Below are 20,360 nucleotides of genomic sequence, written 5' to 3'. Positions count from 1 at the left end.
TATGAATGATCTTTCTCTGTTACTAACAAGTATATTTGTCATTATCGCTTTATTCCTGTCTAAATCTTTTAAAGCCGGCGTCGAAAAGGATATGATCGTCGCAACCGTCAGGGCCGTCATTCAGCTTCTCATCATCGGCTATGTGCTGTCGCTGATTTTTCGCGGTGATCACCCGGTGTTTATCATATTAATGGTGCTTCTCATGCTCACGGCCGCTTCGCACAATGTCGCCAAACGGAAAAAAATACGGATCGGCTCATTTTGGCGCGTTTTTCTGACACTGGCGATCGCGGAAACCGTGACGCAGGGACTTTTACTGACCCTGCATATCATTCCGTTCACTTCAAGATATGTCATTCCGATAAGCGGTATGGTCATCGGAAACTCCATGGTGCTCTCAAGCCTGTTTTTAAGCCGGCTCAGTTCGGAAGCAGACCTGCGGAAAGAAGAAATCCAGCTGATTCTCTCTCTCGGAGGGACGCCTAAGCAGGCCGTCCGGCAGATATTGACGTCCAGTATGAAGCTCAGTATGATCCCGACGCTTGAAAGCCAGAAAACATTGGGTCTCGTTCAGCTTCCCGGCATGATGACGGGGCAGATTTTAGCGGGGGCTGATCCGATACAGGCGGTGCGCTTTCAGCTGCTGATCGTTTTTACAACGATGGCCTCCGCTCTTCTTACATGTATCATACTCAGCGCCTTGACATATCCTTCCCTTTTCACGGAACACTGGCAATTAAAAAAATTCAGCAGGGAAGCGTAGGCTTTTTTCCCTGCTGAATGATGGTTTATGACAAGGTCAGAGATTCATAGTAACGGGATAATTCAATAATCATCGCTCCCATCCGCTCAATGTCCGGAGCAAGGACCCTCTTTACCCCTTCATCCCGGATCGCTTCAGCCGTCACTTTGCCGACTGCGGCGGCAAGCACATGTTTTTCGAATGCCTGCTGCAATTCTTTTGTGAACCCTTTTTCTTTTGCATAATCAAAGAGAGAGCGCACTTGAATGGCTGTCGTAAAACATACGGCATCGACCTCTCCGTTTAACAGCTCTCCCAGCAGTTTATCGACCGTCTCCCTTTCAGGCGGAATATGCTGATACGGCAGAACAGGGAATACCTCCGCTCCGTTTTTCTCAAGGAACTCCGTTAAGACCGGCGCTTTTTCGCCATGAAGCTGTATCATGACTTTTTTATCTTTAAAGTCAAATCGTTCCAAGGAGCGGATCAGCCCTCTTGTTGTACCGTCTTCATCTGAGGCATGCGGCGTGATGCCGAGCTTTTTTAAGGCCGCATATGTTTTATAGCCTCTGCAGCCGATTTTCGCTTCATGAACGGCCGCTAAAAATTCTTCTTTCAGACCGATTTTTTCTGATACCGACAATAACGTTTCCGTACCGATGCCTGTGGTGAATATCACCCAATCGGCTTTTTGCCCGGCAAATGTTCTTACGTCGGGTTCAATTTGATCCTCCGCCAGGTATACGGTTCCTTGGAGGGAACGGACGACTGCCGTTCCGCCCTGCTTTTCTATTAATTTTGTGATCTCTTCTGTTTTCCGCGAACCGCCGATGGCAATCCGTTTCCCGTTCAATCCTTTTCCCATCGCTGTTTTCTTCTTCCCTTCAGATGCCGGGCGCCCTATGGCAGGCCGTCATTTATTTCTATTATTGTTACGCAATCAGCCGGGAAAATCAAGCTATGCTCCCGTTGAATCCCCCGTGCAGTTGCTGTATCATTAACCGGGCAGAACGATTTGATTCGCGGAGGGACTTTCAATCATGGAAACAAAAAAAGAGTTCGAGACAAAAAGATACGATACTTCGGTCATTTATGAGTTCAATGAATATCCTGATGTTCACAGCGGCCGATGTGACAATTGCGACTACACGCTGTTTAAAAGTTCAGTGAAGGGCGGAAAATTTTTGAGGGAATGCCGGAGATGCGGCATGAAGAAAAACATATAACAAAACAGGCAGCCGTCTTCCGGTGCGCTGCCTGTTTCTCAATCAATTTTCGACGGCCGCCGTTTTCAAAAATTCTTCAATGGCGCAAACAGCCTGTTTGGGGCCGCCGGTTTCTTCTATTTTCTGCTGCATGCTTTTCACGCGGCTGAGGATGTTCTTATCGCCGTATACGTTCTGAACGTCTTTTTGCAAACGGGCCGCAGTGACTTCTTTCGGCGGCAGATGCACGCCAAGCCCCAATTCATCCACACGCTTTGCGGTGACCTCTTGTTCGTGCATTTGCGGAACGACAACGAGCGGGACACCCGCATTCATCGCCTCCATTGTACTGTTCATCCCGCCGTGAGATACGAACAGCTTTGCTTTCTCCAGCACATCAAGCTGAGGAACGTGCTGGCGGATGATAAAGTGATCGGGGACATCCGAAAAACTTTCCGGATCAATTGTTGTGCCGACTGACATAATAACCCGCCAGTCCGAGTCCCGAAACGCGTCAATACACATCCGGTAAAATTCAGGCCAGGCGTTAAACGCCGTTCCCAGTGAGATGAGCATAAGCGGACGGTCATCGGCTGCATCAATTTCCAGACTTCCCGTATTTGTGCGTTCTCCAAGAGACGGACCCACAAAACAGAATCGTTCATCAAAGGTTTCCTGTTTCGGCTGAAAGGCCCTTGGCATAAAGACAATATTCAGTTTTTCAGGCATAAAAAATTCTTCCATTGTCATCCGTTTCAATTGTTCATTTTCAATCTGCTCCTGATATTCTTCTATCGCCTGTTTGGCCGCTTCCAGTGTTTCTTCGTCTCTTCCTAATTGAAAATACTCATTCATTGCATAGCTCGGGCAGAACTTTACGGCCGGGATGCCGCCATTATCCGCAAACAATTTTCCGGCAAGAGCTAAAAAATCAAACAGGACGATGTCAGGAAGGTCGTCTTTGTACAGCTCTTCCAACTGCGGAAGCACTTCAACCGCTTCTTCCAGAAACATCACAAACGCGTCATTTTTATTTACCCGTTCTTTTATCGTCTCCGGGTCCGCCTTTATGCTTGTGCGGTATAAAACGGGAATGGCGCCCGTTTTGGCAACGGAAGCTTCAAATTCCTCAGTCGTAGCGAATGTCACTTTATACCCGCGATTGACAAGTTCCTCGGCTACAGGCAGCGTGGGATTGACATGACCGTGAGCGGCCACATTAATTATGGCGATGTGTGTTTTTCTCATCTTTTTTCTTCTCCCTCATTTTCGTTTATCTCCGCTTCTAAAGACTCCAGCCCGTACATGACACTGTTTCGGATCGGCTCAATCCCGACGGGCTCAAGGTGTGAAAAGGTTTTTACAATTCCTTTCAGCGCGGCTTCCGCTTCAAGTCTGGCAAGCGGAGCGCCTAAGCAGAAGTGTACGCCGAATCCGAAGGAAAGGTGCGGATTCGATTGGCGATGAATATCAAATACGCCCGCCTTCTCAAATTTGTTTTCATCACGGTTGGCAGATGCAACGTAGCAGAGAACGATCTCCCCGCTTTTCAAGCGGCGTCCGCGCAGTTCAGTGTCGTGCCGGACCGTCCTTCTGACAAACGGAGCGGGAGCGCGAAAACGCAGCGTTTCTTCCACCGTTTGCGCGATGAGAGAAGGGTCCTGTCTCAGCTCTTCATAAAGGCCGGGCGTTTCTAATATGCTGTAAACCGCATTTGAAATGAGATTAGTCGTTGTTTCATTTCCCGCCACTAAAAGCAGGTTGCAAAACGGGATCAGATCTTCTGCCGTGAGCTTCTCTCCCTCTTCTTCCTCTTTTATCAAAATAGAAATAATGTCTTGGCCGGGCTTTTTTCGTTTACTTTCTATTATTTCCGCAAAAAACGCCGCCAGCTCCGCCTCACATTGGTCACGTTCCTGCTGATTTTTCTCCGCCGCTTCAGGACTCGCATCTTTCGGCATGCTGACGAGAATGTCCGACCATTTTTTAAACTGATCCATACGTTCGGACGGAACGCCTAATAATTCTGAAATCACTATGACCGGCAAAGGGTAAGAGAGATCTTTAACGATATCAATCCGCCCTTTGTTCTTTGCCTGTTTCAGGAGATGATCGGTAATGTCTTTAATTCTCGGCTCCCATTCCTTCAAGACGCGGGGAGTGAAAGCGCGATTGACGGCAGATCTGATTTGGGTATGCTTCGGCGGGTCCATATTCAGCATGGACTTTGCAATCGAGCTTTTCACATCAGTCATGAGGCTTGAGAACGTCTCTTTATCACTGATGACTTTTTTGACATCATCGTATAAAAACACACTCCAAACCTTCGTTTCTTCATCAAAGTGTATAGGGCTTTCCCGTCTCATTTTTTCGTACCAAGGAAAAGGGTTGTATACGTCCAGGCCGTTTTTTCCTTTCATCAGGGTTCTTTGGATGGCTTGTCTCGTGCTCCTCAGCTTACTCATGTTTCATCACTCCTGATTGTTTCATATTTGAATAGTTGACGTACCTTGAATTTTATCCTAGCACATATTTTCAATTTTTTTCTATTCATAACCTGAACTATTAACATAACACAACAAAAGTCATAAATCCGGAGGTGAAATTTCTCCCAAGAAAACAGCAGAAGCGCACAAAAAACCCGAGCCTTCGGCCAGGCTCGGGAGATATGTTCACTCATTCGTCTGCGGTTTCTGGTGCTGCTTTTGGTCTTCAGGAGGCTGCGTATTTCTTTCCATATCGTCCGTATCAGCGCCCATGCCTTTCAGGAAAGAAAACAGCAGAGTGACGGCCTTGTTGATTTCCGGGTCTTTTAAAGCGCGGACGATATCAAAATACCCCGTCTTCCTGCCGCTGTCTTTTTCCTCGACGGCCTTTGTGACGCCCGCATTGATTTTAACGATAAACGGCTCAAGCTGTTTTACATCGAGCATGCCGAGAACGCCGCTTAACAGCAGGAGATTTTTCAGCATATTGGCCGTTTCCGGAGTATTCGCCTTCTTCACCAGGATATCCATCACTTTGTCTCCCTGGCCGAAGAGCCCGCGCAGAAGCGCCAAAACGCCGCGCTCGTTCATGTGCTGAAGAATGTGCAGAGATTCCAAAATCGCGTCTTTATTTCGTAAAAGAGCCGTCTCGATCTCTTCTAAGTCCTTTTTTCGTTTGTCTTCTTCTGTGACGGTCTGTTTTCGGATGCCGCTGATTGCTTTAGCCATTTTGCTGTTTCCCCCTTTTTACGGCGTCTCCCGGAAATACATAATCTTTACGCGCCCATTTCCGCTCAACCCGGACACCGATCTGCGGCTGCGGGTTTCCATAACGGAAATTGATTTTCGGAAGCGGATTAACGCCTTCTTTTTTCAAAATCTCCATCTTCGCTGATGTTTCTTTATAAGCCGGTGTATCGGTATCCTTATCCGCATAGCTGCTTGTCAAAAGGTTAATGGCAGCGTCTTTTGAATCGTTCATCGGGAGATAGACTTGTTTGCCTTTTACCCTGTCTGTGATGACGCATTTGACTTTCACATTTCCGTACGGTGATGTCAGACGGACAAGCGTTCCGTCTTCCAGCCCTCTTTCTTCGGCGAGTTCGGGCGAGACCTCAAGGAACACACCCGGTGTTTTTTCGGATATTCCTTTTGACCGGTAAGTCAGATTCCCTTCGTGAAAATGCTCGAGCAGCCGCCCGTTATTCACATGGATATCATATTCTTCACCAAATTCTTTCGGCTCGGTCCACTGAACGGGATATAGAATCGCTTTGCCATCTGAAAACGGGAACTTATCCGTAAATAAAAGCGGTGAATCGGTTCCGTCCGCTGCAACCGGCCATTGCAGTGAATTGTAGCCTTCGAGACGTTCGTAAGTGACGCCTGCGTAGAGCGGCGAAAGCATTGCCGCTTCTTCCATAATGTCTGCCGGATGTTCATAGTGCCAATCAGCGCCCAGACGGTTGGCGATGTCCGTAATGATCTGCCAATCAGGCTTTGAATCGCCCAGCGGTTCAAACACTTCGTAAAGGCGCTGCACCCTCCGTTCCGTATTCGTAAACGTCCCTTCTTTTTCAAGGCTCGGGCTTGCCGGAAGCACGACATCGGCGAACTCGGCCGTACGCGAAAGAAAGATATCCTGCACAACGAAGAAATCAAGCTTTTCAAAGGCGGCATGAACATGGTTAATATTGGAGTCGACAAGCCCCATTTCTTCCCCTTTTACATACATACACTTCAGTTTTCCCGAGTGGATGCCTTCGATCATTTCATGATTTGTCATTCCGATTTCTTTCGGCAGGTCTGCTCCCCACCCCTGTTCATACTTTTTGCGGGCTTTTTCATCCGTTACTTTTTCATAGCCGGGGAAGCTGTCAGGCATACTGCCGAAATCACTGGCTCCCTGCACGTTATTATGGCCCCGAAGCGGATATGAGCCTGCGCCGGGCTTGCCGTAATTTCCGGTCACAAGAAGCATATTGGAAATGGCCGTGCTCGTATCACTTCCTCCGATATGCTGGGTGACACCCATCGCCCACAGTGCGCACACGCTGCCGGCTTCATGAATCATCCGGGCCACTTTGATTAAGGTATCCTTGTCCACACCGGTATGTTTTTCCGCATATTCCATTGTATAAGGTTCAAGGCTTTTCACGAATTCATCTAATCCGTTCACTCTCTCCTTCAGAAATGCAGTATCCGCCAGATCGTGATCAAGCAGATATTTCGATACGGCATTCAGCCAGACAATATCTGATCCGGCACGCGGCTGGAAAAACACATCGGAGCGCTCGGCCATTTCATGTTTTCGCAAGTCAGCGACGACGAGCTTCTGTCCGTGCAGTTTATGAGAACGTTTAATGCGTGTGGACAGAACGGGGTGAGACTCAGACGTATTTGAACCGATTATCAGCACGAGCTCAGCTTTTTCTATATCTGTAATCGACCCTGAATCACCGCCGTATCCGACCGTTCTGAACAATCCGGCCGTGGCGGGAGACTGGCAGTAGCGTGAGCAGTTGTCGACATTATTTGTGCCGATGACGGCTCTTGCAAGCTTCTGCATCACGTATGATTCTTCATTCGTGCATTTGGAAGATGTGATAAAGGCAAGTGCGTCAGGGCCGAAATGTTCTTTTATATCGGTAAATTTATCAGCGATCAGCTGCAGCGCTTCATCCCATTCCGCCTCCCGAAACGAGTCTCCTTCCCGGATAAGCGGTTTGGTAAGGCGCTTATCACTATTGACGAAATCCCAGCCGAATTTCCCTTTCACACACGTCGAAATGCCATTTGCTGGGGCCTCGGCCTGAGGCTCGACCTTTAAAATGTCTCTTCCTTTCGTCCATATATCAAAACTGCAGCCGACACCGCAGTAAGTGCATACGGTTTTCGTTTTCTTGATTCTTTCATCCCGCATGGCCGATTCCATGTCCGATATGGCCAAAATCGATCCGTATCCGGTTTCGACGCCTTTTGTGATGTCAATCATCGGCCGAAGCGTCTCTTGGTTAATGCCTGTTAAATACCCCGCTTCGCCTTCCATGCCTTTTTCCATCATGGCATTACACGGACATACCGTCGAACAATGTCCGCAGGAAACACATGATGATTCATTGATCGGCACATCCTGATCCCAAATGACCCGCGGGCGTTTCCGCTCCCAATCAATGCTTAACGTTTCAGTTACCTGTACGTCCTGACAGGCCTCGACGCAGCGTCCACACAAAATGCACTGGTCGGGATCATATCGGTAAAACGGATTTGATTCATCTTTAGGATACGGTTTTTGATCGAACGGAATGCTTTGATGATTGATTTTCATTTCCTTTACGGTATTATGTACTTCGCAGCTCCCATTGTTGTAATCACAGACCGTGCAGTACAATTCATGGTTGTGCAAAATGTTGTCCATGCCGATAATCTGCGCTTTTTTTACATCGGACGAAAGCGTATCGATGACATCTCCGTCCTTTATTTGCGCGGAACACGAACGCACCAGTTCCCCGTTAACATTGACGATACAGGTATCGCACGTTTCAATCGGCCCGAGACTCGGGTGATAACACACGTGCGGCACGTCAATTGAACTATTGTTCAAAAGCTGCAAAACGGTTTGGCCGTTCGGCGCTTCCATTTCAACCCCATTGATTGTAACCTTCTTTGTATCAGCCATTTTCTCTTCCCCTTTCTGTACCCCTCTATACATCCTCTATGATTCCCAGCCGGCCTTTCACTAAAACATCTCGTTTATCTCAGGAAACATACGGGTATGAGCGGTAAAAAGGAGGCGTTCACATATGTTGAAGAAAAAAACACTCGCCACGGGATTATCGGCAGTGATGCTCACGGGATGCGCATTCGGCGCAGAAGCATTTTCGGTTACACAGCCCGTCCACGCCGCAGCCGCTTCAAAAACGGAAAACCAACGTGCACAAGAACTGGTGAACAGCCTTTACCAATCGGCGTTTAAAGGGGAAATGCCGCAAAATGTGAAAGGCCTGAAAATCAACCAAAGCACAAGACAGGACGTTTACGATAAAATCGGCGAGCCGGAACAAAAAGCAGACAGCCGCAATCCATTTGATTTATACAGCTGGAACATGGGAAACCCCGGTTATGGATTTTCCTATCATAAAAACGGAAAAATCTCGGAAATACGCTATTTCGGAACAGGGGTCGAGCGGCGCTTAAACCTCGGCAGCGTCACACCTGACGTCTTAAGCAAACAAATCGGCAGCGCTGACAAAATCCTGACAGTGCCAAAAACGGGCGAAACAGATTACGTCTACCATACGGGGCAGTATGAGCTCCGCTTCGTCATCGGCAGTGACCAAAAAGCAGACCACGTCAACCTAAAAGCCAGATAACGCAAAAAAAGCGGCCTCCCGGGCCGTTTTTTCATAGACAGCTTTTCCGTCGTTCCTTACAATACATGGGAGTACAAAAAAAGGGGAACAGTGTGAAGTGAATAGACATCCATTGACATACGGAATATGTACCGTTTTTATCATCGCCCTCGGTTTGCTGTCCAGAACCGCATACATCACCGCCCTATTGCCCGGCATCATAAACGCTTATTTAGGAGATGCCTTGTGGGCGGCAATGATTTTTACAGGATTCGGGCTTTTGTTTCGGAACATCCGGACGGAAACAGCCGCATTTTTGAGCCTCTCGTTTTGCTGTCTGATTGAATGCAGCCAGCTGTATCACGCGCCTTGGATTGACGCAATCAGAAGCAGCACGCTCGGCGGGCTGATCCTCGGCTGGCAATTTGTCTGGAGTGACATTTTCGCCTATACCCTCGGGGTATGCGCTGCCGCATTTTTAGAATGGGCCGTAAAAAGAAACCGCCAGTCTCCTTCATAATCAGAGCATGCCGCCGATATGAAGGGATAAGGAGGTGGAAGCTATGGATATCCCTGCGTTATCAATCGCAATGCATCAGGCATCTCTGGCGCAGAATGTAAATATCGCTTTAACAAAAACGGTCATGCAGCAAGCACAGGCTGCGGCGGAAGAAACAGTGAAAATGCTGCCGTCCCAGCACCCGACTGCCGGACATTCAATTGATGTGAAAGTGTAAAAAAAGATGCCGGATGATAACCGGCGTCTTTTTTTTGCCCGTTGTACGTACACCATACCGGGCATACAGGAATAAGGTAAACGGAACCAAACATTTGAAAAGGAGGTTTTCCTCTTGTACGATCCTTTCTATCATGAATACACAGCCGAGAGCCACGAACGGGTGCCATATCATTATCCGCGGCCGCCTTATTATTTCCCCAGACCATATCCATACTATCCGCGGCCGCCTTATTATTATCCTAGACCATATCCATACTATCCGCGGCCGTATATCCCGTTCTATCCTTGGTATTAATGTTTGAAAAGAAATGACCGCAGACAGGAGGCTTCCCCTGTCTGCTATTCAACTTTGACCGACAGGATATACGGGAGGGCTTGAACTTTTTCCATTACCACCGCTTTCCCGCTTTTGCTTTTCACCCTTCCCTTCACTTCAAGCACCGCCTTATTCAATTCATAGGACGTAATAAGAATTCCTTTTTCCTCAAGAGAAGTTAAAATATCATGCATGACGGCTTTCTCCTCAATCCTGAAACTGACAGACAAAGAATGCGCCGCCGGTTTAAACAGAAAATTTAACAGTTCAAGCCCGATTAACGCCAAAATCGTGCCGCTGATGCCGATGACATACATACCTGCCCCGATCGTCAGCCCGATGCCCGACGTAGCCCAAATCCCCGCGGCCGTCGTAAGCCCCCGCACGACATGCCGCTGCAAAATAATCGTGCCGGCTCCTAAAAATCCGACGCCGCTGACGACCTGCGCCGCCACCCGGCTCGGATCAAAGGACGTATGGCTGTTGGATAACAAATCAAAAAAGCCGTATTTGGAAACGATCATCATCAAAGCGCTGCCGACGGCCACTAAAAAATGCGTCCTCAAACCGGCTTCCTTCGCCCTGAATTCTCTCTCCAATCCAATAAGAGCCCCAAGCAGACCCGCAACCGCCAGACGAATCACAAAATCAAGTTCCATCCGTCTCTCTCCTTTCCTTATCTTCTTACCCGCTTTTACACCCCAATCATGCGGTGTATCTTTTTTTAAAATGCACCGACTAATTGACATAAGGAGGTTTTATGAAATTTATTCTGTGGTTTTTTATATTATTGTTATTTAGCTTATTTATTTTGGGAGGATATAAAGCATCTGTTTCTCACCCTGATTTCCCGGTGCCATTATTCGCTATGCACACTAAAACAAAGGAATATGAAAAAGGAAAATACGTTTCAAACTATACATACCGTTTCGCAAAAGAAGAAGAAGGTCCGAGCGGTTTATACCAATTGGAAATAGCCGAAAAAGGCTGGAAACTTATAGGGCAGGAAGGACTTATCAAAACCTATGAAAAGCGAGGAGAACGTGTTTCACTTTTTTTCGGTACGGGGGAAATAAGCGTCATTGAAGAATGATCCTTCTCAAAAGACAGGCTGAAATCCGCAAACGGCATATCTTTTACGACTTCCTTTATCTCTGCGAATCTATAAATTCAGCCAATATCTCAATTAAAGCGAACACCTTTCTGATCCAAAAAATGCCGCCTTCAATGAGAAAATCATTATACAAAAACAAAAGCGCAACTGAAAAAGAATAAGCACCTCATAAAAAAAGCCCTCTTTTTAAAAAGAGGGCTGCAGAAGGAAAACAGGTAATTATTTATCTAAAGTGTACTCACTCACATTAAAAGTAAGAATGTTCCCAAAAACAATATGGTCCCTTCTATTTTGAAAAGGGCCTATATTATTATAGTGCTTCTCGATAACATATCTAGATAAGCCTATTCCAGAACTTTTTTGATCATACCATCTGATAAAATCTTTAATCTCTTCCATTGAAAGATCAAATTCTTTCTCAAGACCTGTGGTCATTGTAACAAGAAGAATTGCCCGATTGCTGGCGGGCTGTTTATTTGGTGGTTCCTCCCAACTGCATCTCTCAAACAGAATGTCCGGCAATCACCTCAAAAAACGAGGTGAAATCTGTCAGTATCCCGTCACCCGCCAGCTGTTTTTCTTCAAATAACGCGCGGTTTTTTCCGAGCGGATCAATGGCCATAATCTTGCCTGCACCTGCTTTTTTCGCCGCTGTGAGCCCCGAAAAGGCATCTTCAATGACTAAGCAATCTTCAGGTCTGAGGCCTAACTTTTCCGATGCGATGAGAAAAATATCCGGCGCCGGTTTTCCGGGGAAGCTCCCGTCATCAAACGTGACTTTGTCAAAATCAAACCACCGATCCAACTGAAAGACGTCAAAGTAAAACTCGACATTTTCCTTTACCGTAGCCGTGGCAATGGTCATCGGCGTTTCTGATTTTTTCAGATGGTTCAATACGCCGGTCAGTCCCTTCGTCAGCTTTAACTCATCTTTGTTTTCAAGGCATAGTTCTCTGTAGTAGGCTTCTTTTTCAAAAGACAGCTTCTTGATTTCTTCATTTGTTAAATCGCCGGAAATAAAATACGTCAGGATTTCACTGTTTGTTCTCCCGTGAATATTAACGAAAATGTCTTCATCAGAAATGGTTTTCGGCGCGTATTTTTTCACCATGAAAAACCATGCTTTTTCGTGCAGATGCGAATCTTGAAACATCGTGCCGTTGAAATCAAAAATAACCCCTTTCATCGAACCGCCCGCCTTTTTTATTTTTTTGCGATTTTGACATCTACATATTGCTCGTAATGAATTTGAACATCTTTCATCACTTTATCATCCGTAATCAGATAGTCCATATCGTGCAAGTTATAGAATACGTAAAAATCTTCCCGGTTGAATTTTTTATTATCCGCCAGCAAAAATTTCGTCCGCGAATTATTCAGCGCGATTTGATGAGCTTCCCCTTCTTCAATGCTGTAAGAAGAAATCTCATCATTATGTATGCCGTTGGCGCTGATGAAGGCTTTCGTAAAATTGAATTTCTGCAGATTGCCGTTCACTATGGGCCCGACGAAGGCACCGGTATTTTTTCGGAAATCGCCGCCAATCAGGATGGTATCGGCAGTGTCACCATGTTTTAAAATATCAAATACGGGATAGTTGTTTGTGATAATCCTGATTCGCTTATGCAGCAGGTGTTTGGCTAAAAGTTCAATCGTCGTGCCGGGCCCTAAAAAAACGGTATCGCCGTCATTTACATATGAAGCTGCGAGTTCCGCGATCTTCTCCTTCTCCTCCATTTGAACACCCAGTTTTTCATTATGCGATAATTCGTGATCAATGGAATAAGATATGCTCTGTGCGCCTCCGTGAATACGTACGATTTTTCCGGCCTTATCCAGCTCGTCCAGATCTCTTCTCACTGTCATATCAGAAACTGCCAATTCATCGATAATATCACTCACCGTAATAAACCCCCGCGAGTTTACGATATCGATGATTTTTAAAAGACGCTCTTTTTTTAACATGTTCAATCATCCCCTCAACTTTACACACAATCTAACACACCGCGGCACTCCGGTCAACAAAAACAAACACTAACAAACAACATAATCAACATATAAAACAACGAAAAACTTATATAACCCCTATGAACACAGATGTTATTTCTTTATGAAGCTATTGACAACAAAAATGTATGCGTTTACTATTAAACAAAAGACAACAATTATAAACATTAACAAACTTCAATTCACACATTGGCGAAGGAGGATTCAGTAATGCTCAAATTACCTCATGACTTTATTTTCGGCGGGGCGACTGCGGCATATCAAGCGGAAGGCGCCACAAAAGAAGGCGGCAAAGGGCCTGTGGCCTGGGATGAATTTCTTGAAAAACAGGGAAGATTCAGCCCTGATCCGGCAAGTGATTTTTACCGCCAGTTTCCCGAAGATATTAAACTATGTGAAAAATTCGGAATAAACGGCATCCGCCTTTCTATAGCCTGGACGAGAATTTTCCCTGACGGCACGGGCAAAATCAATCAGGAAGGTGTTGATTACTATCATCGTATTTTCTCAGAATGCCATAAACGCAACGTCACCCCTTTTGTCACGCTGCATCATTTCGATACACCGAAAAGATTATTTGATCAGGGAGATTTCCTCAACCGCGCTGCAATAGAAGCGTTCGTCAGCTATGCGGAGTTTTGCTTTAAAGAATTCAGCGAAATCAGATATTGGAGCACGTTTAACGAAATTTATCCCACAGCCACCAACCAGTATTTACTCGGGGTTTTCCCGCCATCTGTTAAAAGTGATATCACAAAAGTCATTCAATGCCTCCATCACATGATGGTAGCGCATGCGATGACCGTCAATCTTTTTAAAGACGGCGGCTATCCGGGAGAAATCGGTGTCGTCCACTCATTGGAAACAAAATATCCCGCCAGCGACTCAGAAGAAGACCGTCACGCCTGTTTTCTGGATGACGCGTTATCAGTGAGACTCCTCCTCGACGCCACCTACCTCGGCTATTATTCTGAGGAAACCATGCGGGCTCTGGATGAAATCTGTGAGGCAAACGGCGCTTCATACGAGTTTTCAGACAGTGACTTTGACGTGATGAAAAAAGCTTCAACGCGCAATGATTATCTCGGCATCAATCATTATCAATGCCATTTCGTCAAAGCGTACGACGGAGAAACCGTTATTCACCATAACGGAACGGGCGATAAGGGCACTTCGGTCTATAAAGTAAAAGGAATCGGCGAACGAATTTACAAAGAAGGCCTGAAGCGGACTGATTGGGACTGGCTTATTTATCCTGAAGGCATGTATGACATGCTGATGCGCATCAAACGGGACTATCCACAATATAACAAAATGTACATTACCGAAAACGGCATGGGCTATAAAGATGAGTTTGAAGACGGCATCATTATGGATAAGGCAAGAATCGACTATTTAAAAGTCTATTTAGAAGCCGTCAGTAAAGCGATTACCGACGGAGTCAATGTAAAGGGGTACTTCTTATGGTCCTTAATGGATTTATTTTCATGGACCAACGGCTACAACAAACGTTACGGTCTTTTTTACGTCGACTTTGACACCCAAAAACGGTACCCGAAAGAATCGGCCTACTGGTACAAACTTGTAAGTGAAACAAAAACAATCATTTAACGATCATACATGGTGAAAAGAGTCTCTTTTCATCATGTGTGCCGTCTTTAGGAGGTTTTTTTCATGACAAAGGAAGAATTGCAGATGCTCGGTTTTGAAATCGTCGCCTATGCCGGCGACGCCAGAAGCACTTTATTGAAAGTCCTGAAAGAAGTCCGTGCCGGAAACTTCGAAAACACGGAAGCAGCATTGAAAAGCGCCGATGAAAATTTAACCCTCGCCCACAATGCGCAAACGAAAATGTTAGCTGAAGAAGCTGACGGCAAGGACATGGAATTAGGATTTATTTTCGTTCACGGTCAGGACCACTTGATGACAACCCTTTTGCTCCGTGATCTTATTCAGGATTTTATAGAACTCTACCGAAGCCGCCGATAAGGAGTGGAAAAATGAACGGTATCATCAAGCAAATCGAAAAGGGAAAACCGTTTTTTGAAAAAATCTCAAGAAACATTTATTTAGGCGCGATCCGCGACGGCTTCTTAACGGCCATGCCTGTTATTTTATTCGCCAGCATTTTCATCCTCACCGCCGCTGTGCCGGAAGTGTTGGGGTTCACTTGGCCTAAAAGTGTTTCTGAATGGCTTTGGAAAGTTTATAACTATTCAATGGGCGCCCTCGGTCTGATCGTTGCGGCAACAAGTGCGAAATGCCTGAGTGAATCAATGAACCGAAAAATGCCGAAAAACAAAGGGATCAACCCCGTTTCAGCGATGCTTGCTTCAGTCGTCGGGTTTCTCATTTTAAGCGTCACTCAAATTGATGGCGGATTCTCCACGGAATACCTCGGCACAAAAGGTCTTTTAGCTGCTTTTGTATCCGCTTTCATAACAGTGAACGTTTACAGATTCTGCGTGCTGAAAAATATTACGATTAAAATGCCTAAAGAAGTACCGGGTACCATTTCACAAACATTTAAAGATGTTTTTCCGTTCGCTTTTTCCGTTTTGGCCATGGTGATCGTTGATTTATTGATCAGGAATACGCTGAACGTATCGTTTGCAGAGGCTCTCTCCTCTCTCTTATCGCCGTTTTTTACCGCCGCAGACGGTTATCTTGGGATTTGTGTCATTTGGGGAATGATGGCGCTGTTCTGGTTTGTCGGCGTTCACGGGCCTTCTATTGTGGAACCGGCCATCGCAGCTATTATTTACGCAAATGTGGAGGCGAACCTTCAGCTTCATAATGCCGGCGAGCAGGCGTCCAACGTGCTGACCGTCGGACTCGGGAACTTCGTCGGCACAATGGGAGGAACCGGCGCAACCCTTGTGGTTCCGTTTATCTTTCTTCTTTTCGCGAAATCCAAGCAATTGAAAGCAGTCGGAAAAGCATCCGCGGTTCCGGTGTCTTTCGCAGTAAACGAACCTCTGCTCTTTGCTGCGCCGATCATTTTAAATCCTTATTTTTTCATTCCGTTTGTTGTAACGCCGATGGTGAATGTCTGTCTGTTTAAATTTTTCGTGGATGTCATCGGAATGAACAGTTTTATGTATGTTCTTCCGTGGGCCACCCCGGCGCCCGCCGGCTTGATTCTCGGAACCGGCATGGGGCTCTCGGCTTTTGTGCTGACGGCTGTATTAATCATTGTCGATTTCCTGATATACCTGCCATTCTGCAAAGCTTATGACAAAGTATTAGCGGCGAAAGAAGCCCAACACACCGAGCCTGAAACCGCGCCGCAAACATTACAGCCCGCCATGGCCGGCGCCTCAGAAGACGCGGCCTCCGTCATCAGCACAAATCTTCAGGAATCCTCATCCGCCTTGGAACACGGCACCAATGTGTTAGTGCTGTGCGCCGGAGCGGGAACGAGCGCCATGCTTGCGAACGCACTGACAGAAGGAGCCGAAGAATACAACGTGCCGATTACCGCCTCAGCAGGCGCCTACGGATCCCATTACGACATCATGAAAGACTTCGATATGATCATTTTAGCTCCGCAAGTCGGCTCTTATTATGATGACATTAAAGAAGATGCGGACCGCCTGCAAGTGAAACTCATCGCAACGAAAGGAGCAGAATATATCAGCCTCACCAGAAATTCACAAAAAGCCATTCAGTTCATACTGGAGCATACCTCAAAATAGAATCGGGGGTTTATCATGGATGCCAAACTTTTAAAATCAAGATTCGAAGACATTTTCAAGAGAAGTAACGGAGAACTGTTTTTCGCACCCGGCCGAATCAACCTGATCGGGGAACATACGGATTATATAGGCGGCCACGTTCTTCCCTGCGCGATCACGATCGGAACTTATGCCGTATGCGCAAAACGCGGAGATCACCAGATCCGGTTATACTCAGAAAACTTTCCTGACAGCGGCATTGTCTGCCTTGATCTTTCCGCCACAGCATACAAAAAAGAAGACGGCTGGGCCAATTATCCGAAGGGGATGATCCATTACCTTCTTAAAGCCGGCGGCCAAATAGACAGCGGAATGGATATTCTTTTTCACGGTACGATTCCAAACGGAGCCGGTTTAAGCTCCTCCGCTTCCATTGAAATGTTAACAGGTTCCATTTTAAGAAAGTTATTCAGCCTGGATGTTTCCGATACTGAACTGGCGCTTATCGGAAAAAGAGTCGAAAATGAATTTATCGGCGTGAATTCAGGCATTATGGATCAATTCGCAGTGCAAAAAGGCAAAAAGAACATGGCCATTCTGTTAAACTGCGATAAGCTTGAGCACGAAATGATTCCGGCTGCTTTTAACGGATATAAAATCGTCATTATGAATACGAACAAGCGCCGGGAGCTGGCCGCTTCAAAATATAATGAACGCCGCAGCGAATGCGACGCAGCTCTCTCGGAACTGCGGCAATATCGGAATATCGCATCACTTGCGGAATTGACGGCAGAAGAATTCAACGAACTCGAATCCCTTCTCTCCTGTGAAACTTTGCGTAAAAGAGCCCGGCACGCGGTCAATGAAAACGAGCGGACCCTCTCAGCCGCGGAGGCTCTCAAATCGAATGATTTGAAAACGTTCGGCGAGCTGATGAATGCGTCCCACCGTTCGTTACGCGATGATTATGAAGTGACCGGTGACGAATTAGACGCACTCGCTGAAGCAGCCTGGAAAGAAGGAGCACTCGGAGCGCGGATGACGGGCGCGGGGTTCGGCGGCTGCGCCATAGCCATTGTGGAAAATGAAGAAACCGCCGGCTTTATCCGGGCCGTTTCATCTCACTACCGCAGCAGGACAGGTCTTGAAGCTTCTTTCTACATCGCGGATATAAGCGATGGCGCGGCTGAATGGAGGGAAAAATAAATCATGGCGATTCTCGTTCTCGGCGGAGCCGGCTATATCGGTTCTCATGCGGTTGATCAATTATTAAACAAAGGATTTAAAACGATAGTTGTGGATCATCTGCAGACAGGCCACCAGAAAGCTGTTCATGAAAAAGCAGTTTTTTACCATGGAGATATCCGTGACAAACCGTTTCTTCGCTCTGTGTTTGCGAAGGAGAACGTAACAGGCGTTCTCCATTTTGCCGCTCAATCCCTTGTCGGCGAATCAATGAAAGACCCTCTTTCATATTTCAATAATAATGTGTACGGTACGCAAATTACGCTGGAGGTCATGCAGGAATTCGGGGTGAAACACATTGTGTTTTCTTCATCCGCCGCTGTATATGGCGAACCTGAAAAAGTGCCCATCACAGAAGACATGCCGGAAAAGCCGGAAAGCGCATACGGCGAATCAAAACTCATGACAGAAAAAATGCTGAAGTGGTGTGAAACCGCCTGCGGCATAAAATATGTCTCGCTTCGGTATTTTAACGTTGCCGGCGCGAAAACGGACGGTTCCATCGGAGAAGATCATCATCCGGAAACCCACCTTATCCCTATCCTTTTACAAACCGCGCTCGGTCAGCGCGAGGAGGTTTTGATATTCGGCACTGACTATGATACAAAAGACGGCACGTGCATCCGCGATTATGTCCATGTTTCCGATTTAATCGATGCCCATATTCTCGCTCTGGAATATTTGCAAAACGGCGGAGACAGCGGCATTTTCAATTTAGGATCAAGCAGCGGGTTTTCCGTATCAGAAATGGCGGAAGCGGCCCGGCAAGTGACCGAAAGAGACATAAAAGTAAAAGCGGCCGCAAGAAGACCCGGTGATCCAAGCACCCTCATCGCTTCCAGCGATAAAGCGCGGAACATTCTGGGCTGGAATCCGAAACAAACGGACATATCGGAAATCATTGCGTCAGCATGGAATTGGCATCGGCAACATCCAAACGGATACAAGGACAAATGAAATGGAGGCGGCGGTCATTGAAATTTTTGAATCAGTGGCAGGGTTTCTGAAAGAAAGCACTGTCTTAGGCGACATAAATGAAACAGATGTGATTTATACAAGAAACAGACTTCTCGATCTGCTCGGACTGCCGGATTATGCAGAACCGAAACATATCAAGAAACAAAACAGGCTTCACTATGTGGACGAAATGGTGAAAGACGCGGTAAAACGGTCAATCATTAACGATACGCCGGCTGAAAGAGACATGCTGGGAAGCAGGATCATGGACGTGATCACACCGGCCCCTTCTCTCATCAATGCCGCGTTCAGCGAATTGTTATCAGATTGCCCGAAAAAAGCAACAGATTACTTTTACCGACTGAGCCAAAACAACGACTATATTAAGACGCGGGCCATTCGAAAAAACATCGTGTACCGCTCAATAACACCTTTTGGGGAATTGGACATCACCATTAATTTATCAAAACCGGAAAAAGACCCTAAAGACATCGCCGCGGTAAAAAACAGTCCGGAAAACCGGTATCCGACATGTCTGCTCTGTATGGAAAACGAGGGGTATGCCGGAACACCGCATCACCCCGCCCGTTCAAATCACCGCATCATCAGGCTTGACTTAGCGGGAGAACAGTGGGGGTTTCAATATTCTCCTTATGCGTATTACAGCGAGCATGCCATCTTTCTATCAAGCGTGCACAAGCCGATGAACATCAGCCGTGACAGCTTCAAAAGGCTTCTGGCCATTACGGAAATCTTCCCGCATTATTTCGCGGGATCAAACGCAGACTTGCCGATCGTAGGAGGCTCCATTCTTTCTCACGATCATTATCAAGGCGGCGCCCATGAGTTTCCGATGGCAAAAGCGGGTTCCCTCTACCCTTTTCATATGCGTCATTTTCCAGACGTTCAGGCCGAAGCCGTGAAGTGGCCGGTATCAGTGATCCGCCTTCGCGCAAAAGATCCGGATTTGCTGACAGATGCCGCTGCCTATGTTTTTGAAAAGTGGCGGGAATATTCAGACGAAACCGTCAGCATCATCGCAAAGACAAATGAACCCCATAATACCGTCACCCCGATTGCCAGACGCAGGGGAACGGATTTTGAAATCGATCTCGCTCTCAGAAACAACCGCACCTCCGAAGATTATCCGGATGGCATTTTTCACCCGCATCAAGATGTCCATCACATCAAAAAAGAAAATATCGGTCTGATTGAAGTGATGGGACTCGCCGTTTTACCTCCCCGCCTGAAAGATGAGCTGGCAGAAGTGAAAAAGTATTTACTGAATGAACCTCATGACATCAAAGATATTCATCTTCCGTGGGCTGAAAACATCAAAGCGGATAAAGACGTGACACCGGAGAATGCAGCCGCTGTTTTACAAAAAGAAACCGCGAATGTATTTTTACGCGCGCTGACCGATGCAGGCATTTTTAAAATGACACCCGAAGGAATTCAGGCGTTTCAGCGTTTCACGACGTTATTGGAGAATGGCAGCTGAAACATTCAGAGTGAAATCA

Annotated in this window: 20 protein-coding genes and 1 pseudogene; 13 read left to right on the top strand and 8 right to left on the bottom strand. The window is 46.6% G+C overall.

Annotation, left to right across the window (positions count from 1 at the left end; genetic code table 11):
- The first annotated feature begins 1 nt into the window (after position 1).
- Positions 2-763 (top strand): iron export ABC transporter permease subunit FetB, encoded by a 762-nt coding sequence (gene fetB / locus NYE68_RS06940; RefSeq protein WP_053285041.1) that lies wholly within the window; start codon positions 2-4, stop codon positions 761-763.
- Between the two features lie 25 nt (positions 764-788).
- Here fetB and NYE68_RS06935 read toward each other — a convergent pair whose 3' ends face one another.
- The gene (locus tag NYE68_RS06935) at positions 789-1,607 is read right to left on the bottom strand and encodes a uroporphyrinogen-III synthase (protein ID WP_021494045.1); all 819 of its coding nucleotides are present in this window, start codon (positions 1,605-1,607) and stop codon (positions 789-791) included.
- A gap of 175 nt (positions 1,608-1,782) precedes the next feature.
- On the opposite strand from NYE68_RS06935, the gene NYE68_RS06930 reads away from it, so the two are divergent.
- On the top strand, positions 1,783-1,968 hold the full coding sequence (locus NYE68_RS06930; RefSeq protein WP_110124656.1) for a hypothetical protein: 186 nt from the start codon (positions 1,783-1,785) through the stop codon (positions 1,966-1,968).
- A gap of 42 nt (positions 1,969-2,010) precedes the next feature.
- Here the strand turns inward: NYE68_RS06930 and NYE68_RS06925 are convergent, their stop codons facing one another.
- From NYE68_RS06925 to fdhF, 4 genes are all read right to left on the bottom strand, one after another.
- Complete coding sequence (locus NYE68_RS06925) at positions 2,011-3,195, bottom strand: macrolide family glycosyltransferase (RefSeq protein WP_014417501.1); 1,185 nt, start codon at positions 3,193-3,195, stop codon at positions 2,011-2,013.
- Positions 3,192-4,412 (bottom strand): cytochrome P450, encoded by a 1,221-nt coding sequence (locus tag NYE68_RS06920; RefSeq protein ID WP_021494048.1) that lies wholly within the window; start codon positions 4,410-4,412, stop codon positions 3,192-3,194. Before NYE68_RS06920 ends, NYE68_RS06925 begins: the two co-directional genes overlap by 4 nt.
- 207 nt (positions 4,413-4,619) lie before the next feature.
- Entirely contained in the window at positions 4,620-5,162 is a 543-nt protein-coding gene (locus NYE68_RS06915; RefSeq protein WP_012117344.1) for a DUF1641 domain-containing protein, read from the bottom strand.
- Positions 5,155-8,112, bottom strand: a complete 2,958-nt coding sequence (gene fdhF, locus NYE68_RS06910) for a formate dehydrogenase subunit alpha (protein WP_324635931.1) — start codon at positions 8,110-8,112, stop codon at positions 5,155-5,157. The genes NYE68_RS06915 and fdhF overlap by 8 nt, the downstream gene beginning before the upstream one ends.
- 124 nt (positions 8,113-8,236) lie before the next feature.
- Between fdhF and NYE68_RS06905 the strand changes: the two genes are divergently transcribed.
- The 4 genes and pseudogenes from NYE68_RS06905 to NYE68_RS06890 all read left to right on the top strand — a co-directional run.
- Positions 8,237-8,806 (top strand): YjgB family protein, encoded by a 570-nt coding sequence (locus tag NYE68_RS06905; protein WP_015417262.1) that lies wholly within the window; start codon positions 8,237-8,239, stop codon positions 8,804-8,806.
- A 97-nt stretch (positions 8,807-8,903) separates the two neighbouring features.
- The gene (locus NYE68_RS06900) at positions 8,904-9,305 is read left to right on the top strand and encodes a DUF2809 domain-containing protein (protein ID WP_020955665.1); all 402 of its coding nucleotides are present in this window, start codon (positions 8,904-8,906) and stop codon (positions 9,303-9,305) included.
- A 43-nt stretch (positions 9,306-9,348) separates the two neighbouring features.
- Positions 9,349-9,522, top strand: coding sequence for a YjfB family protein (locus tag NYE68_RS06895; protein WP_007407314.1), 174 nt, complete (start codon positions 9,349-9,351; stop codon positions 9,520-9,522).
- Between the two features lie 114 nt (positions 9,523-9,636).
- Positions 9,637-9,777 (top strand): annotated as a pseudogene (locus tag NYE68_RS06890) (hypothetical protein); the annotation flags it as partial.
- 86 nt (positions 9,778-9,863) lie between these two features.
- On the opposite strand, the gene NYE68_RS06885 reads toward NYE68_RS06890, so the two are convergent.
- Complete coding sequence (locus NYE68_RS06885; RefSeq protein WP_324635932.1) at positions 9,864-10,499, bottom strand: MgtC/SapB family protein; 636 nt, start codon at positions 10,497-10,499, stop codon at positions 9,864-9,866.
- A gap of 101 nt (positions 10,500-10,600) precedes the next feature.
- Here NYE68_RS06885 and NYE68_RS06880 point away from each other — a divergent pair, with 101 nt between their 5' ends.
- Entirely contained in the window at positions 10,601-10,933 is a 333-nt protein-coding gene (locus NYE68_RS06880; protein WP_039251852.1) for a hypothetical protein, read from the top strand.
- A gap of 523 nt (positions 10,934-11,456) precedes the next feature.
- On the opposite strand, the gene NYE68_RS06875 is transcribed toward NYE68_RS06880, so the two are convergent.
- Together NYE68_RS06875 and NYE68_RS06870 are read right to left on the bottom strand one after the other, a co-directional pair.
- Positions 11,457-12,140: an HAD family phosphatase gene (locus NYE68_RS06875; protein ID WP_060675165.1), complete on the bottom strand. Its 684-nt coding sequence runs from the start codon at positions 12,138-12,140 to the stop codon at positions 11,457-11,459.
- Between the two features lie 17 nt (positions 12,141-12,157).
- Entirely contained in the window at positions 12,158-12,919 is a 762-nt protein-coding gene (locus tag NYE68_RS06870; protein ID WP_140957284.1) for a DeoR/GlpR family DNA-binding transcription regulator, read from the bottom strand.
- Between the two features lie 252 nt (positions 12,920-13,171).
- Between NYE68_RS06870 and lacG the strand changes: the two genes are divergently transcribed.
- The 6 genes from lacG (at position 13,172) to galT (ending at position 20,341) form a co-directional block, all read left to right on the top strand.
- Entirely contained in the window at positions 13,172-14,572 is a 1,401-nt protein-coding gene (gene lacG, locus NYE68_RS06865; RefSeq protein WP_053573471.1) for a 6-phospho-beta-galactosidase, read from the top strand.
- A 63-nt stretch (positions 14,573-14,635) separates the two neighbouring features.
- Complete coding sequence (locus NYE68_RS06860; protein WP_007407323.1) at positions 14,636-14,950, top strand: PTS lactose/cellobiose transporter subunit IIA; 315 nt, start codon at positions 14,636-14,638, stop codon at positions 14,948-14,950.
- An 11-nt stretch (positions 14,951-14,961) separates the two neighbouring features.
- Positions 14,962-16,659 (top strand): PTS lactose transporter subunit IIBC, encoded by a 1,698-nt coding sequence (locus NYE68_RS06855; RefSeq protein WP_064107875.1) that lies wholly within the window; start codon positions 14,962-14,964, stop codon positions 16,657-16,659.
- Between the two features lie 15 nt (positions 16,660-16,674).
- On the top strand, positions 16,675-17,844 hold the full coding sequence (locus NYE68_RS06850) for a galactokinase (RefSeq protein ID WP_033574544.1): 1,170 nt from the start codon (positions 16,675-16,677) through the stop codon (positions 17,842-17,844).
- Positions 17,845-17,847: 3 nt separating this feature from the next.
- The gene (gene galE / locus NYE68_RS06845; RefSeq protein ID WP_324635933.1) at positions 17,848-18,840 is read left to right on the top strand and encodes a UDP-glucose 4-epimerase GalE; all 993 of its coding nucleotides are present in this window, start codon (positions 17,848-17,850) and stop codon (positions 18,838-18,840) included.
- Position 18,841: 1 nt separating this feature from the next.
- The gene (gene galT, locus NYE68_RS06840; RefSeq protein ID WP_324636979.1) at positions 18,842-20,341 is read left to right on the top strand and encodes a UDP-glucose--hexose-1-phosphate uridylyltransferase; all 1,500 of its coding nucleotides are present in this window, start codon (positions 18,842-18,844) and stop codon (positions 20,339-20,341) included.
- Positions 20,342-20,360 lie beyond the last annotated feature (19 nt).

It is taken from the genome of Bacillus sp. FSL R5-0447, assembly GCF_038606125.1.
In the GTDB taxonomy this organism is placed as follows: Bacteria; Bacillota; Bacilli; order Bacillales; family Bacillaceae; genus Bacillus; species Bacillus velezensis.
Note: the sequence above shows the minus strand (reverse complement) of the source record. Positions and strands in the feature narration are given on the sequence as shown.

Excerpts from the sequence above, each read along its gene's own strand:
- fetB (WP_053285041.1), top strand. The coding sequence starts at position 2 with ATGAATGATCTTTCTCTGTTACTAACAAGTATATTTGTCATTATCGCT.
- NYE68_RS06935 (WP_021494045.1), bottom strand. The coding sequence starts at position 1,607 with ATGGGAAAAGGATTGAACGGGAAACGGATTGCCATCGGCGGTTCGCGG.
- NYE68_RS06930 (WP_110124656.1), top strand. The coding sequence starts at position 1,783 with ATGGAAACAAAAAAAGAGTTCGAGACAAAAAGATACGATACTTCGGTC.
- NYE68_RS06925 (WP_014417501.1), bottom strand. The coding sequence starts at position 3,195 with ATGAGAAAAACACACATCGCCATAATTAATGTGGCCGCTCACGGTCAT.
- NYE68_RS06920 (WP_021494048.1), bottom strand. The coding sequence starts at position 4,412 with ATGAGTAAGCTGAGGAGCACGAGACAAGCCATCCAAAGAACCCTGATG.
- NYE68_RS06915 (WP_012117344.1), bottom strand. The coding sequence starts at position 5,162 with ATGGCTAAAGCAATCAGCGGCATCCGAAAACAGACCGTCACAGAAGAA.
- fdhF (WP_324635931.1), bottom strand. The coding sequence starts at position 8,112 with ATGGCTGATACAAAGAAGGTTACAATCAATGGGGTTGAAATGGAAGCG.
- NYE68_RS06905 (WP_015417262.1), top strand. The coding sequence starts at position 8,237 with ATGTTGAAGAAAAAAACACTCGCCACGGGATTATCGGCAGTGATGCTC.
- NYE68_RS06895 (WP_007407314.1), top strand. The coding sequence starts at position 9,349 with ATGGATATCCCTGCGTTATCAATCGCAATGCATCAGGCATCTCTGGCG.
- NYE68_RS06885 (WP_324635932.1), bottom strand. The coding sequence starts at position 10,499 with ATGGAACTTGATTTTGTGATTCGTCTGGCGGTTGCGGGTCTGCTTGGG.
- NYE68_RS06880 (WP_039251852.1), top strand. The coding sequence starts at position 10,601 with ATGAAATTTATTCTGTGGTTTTTTATATTATTGTTATTTAGCTTATTT.
- NYE68_RS06875 (WP_060675165.1), bottom strand. The coding sequence starts at position 12,140 with ATGAAAGGGGTTATTTTTGATTTCAACGGCACGATGTTTCAAGATTCG.
- NYE68_RS06870 (WP_140957284.1), bottom strand. The coding sequence starts at position 12,919 with ATGTTAAAAAAAGAGCGTCTTTTAAAAATCATCGATATCGTAAACTCG.
- lacG (WP_053573471.1), top strand. The coding sequence starts at position 13,172 with ATGCTCAAATTACCTCATGACTTTATTTTCGGCGGGGCGACTGCGGCA.
- NYE68_RS06860 (WP_007407323.1), top strand. The coding sequence starts at position 14,636 with ATGACAAAGGAAGAATTGCAGATGCTCGGTTTTGAAATCGTCGCCTAT.
- NYE68_RS06855 (WP_064107875.1), top strand. The coding sequence starts at position 14,962 with ATGAACGGTATCATCAAGCAAATCGAAAAGGGAAAACCGTTTTTTGAA.
- NYE68_RS06850 (WP_033574544.1), top strand. The coding sequence starts at position 16,675 with ATGGATGCCAAACTTTTAAAATCAAGATTCGAAGACATTTTCAAGAGA.
- galE (WP_324635933.1), top strand. The coding sequence starts at position 17,848 with ATGGCGATTCTCGTTCTCGGCGGAGCCGGCTATATCGGTTCTCATGCG.
- galT (WP_324636979.1), top strand. The coding sequence starts at position 18,842 with ATGGAGGCGGCGGTCATTGAAATTTTTGAATCAGTGGCAGGGTTTCTG.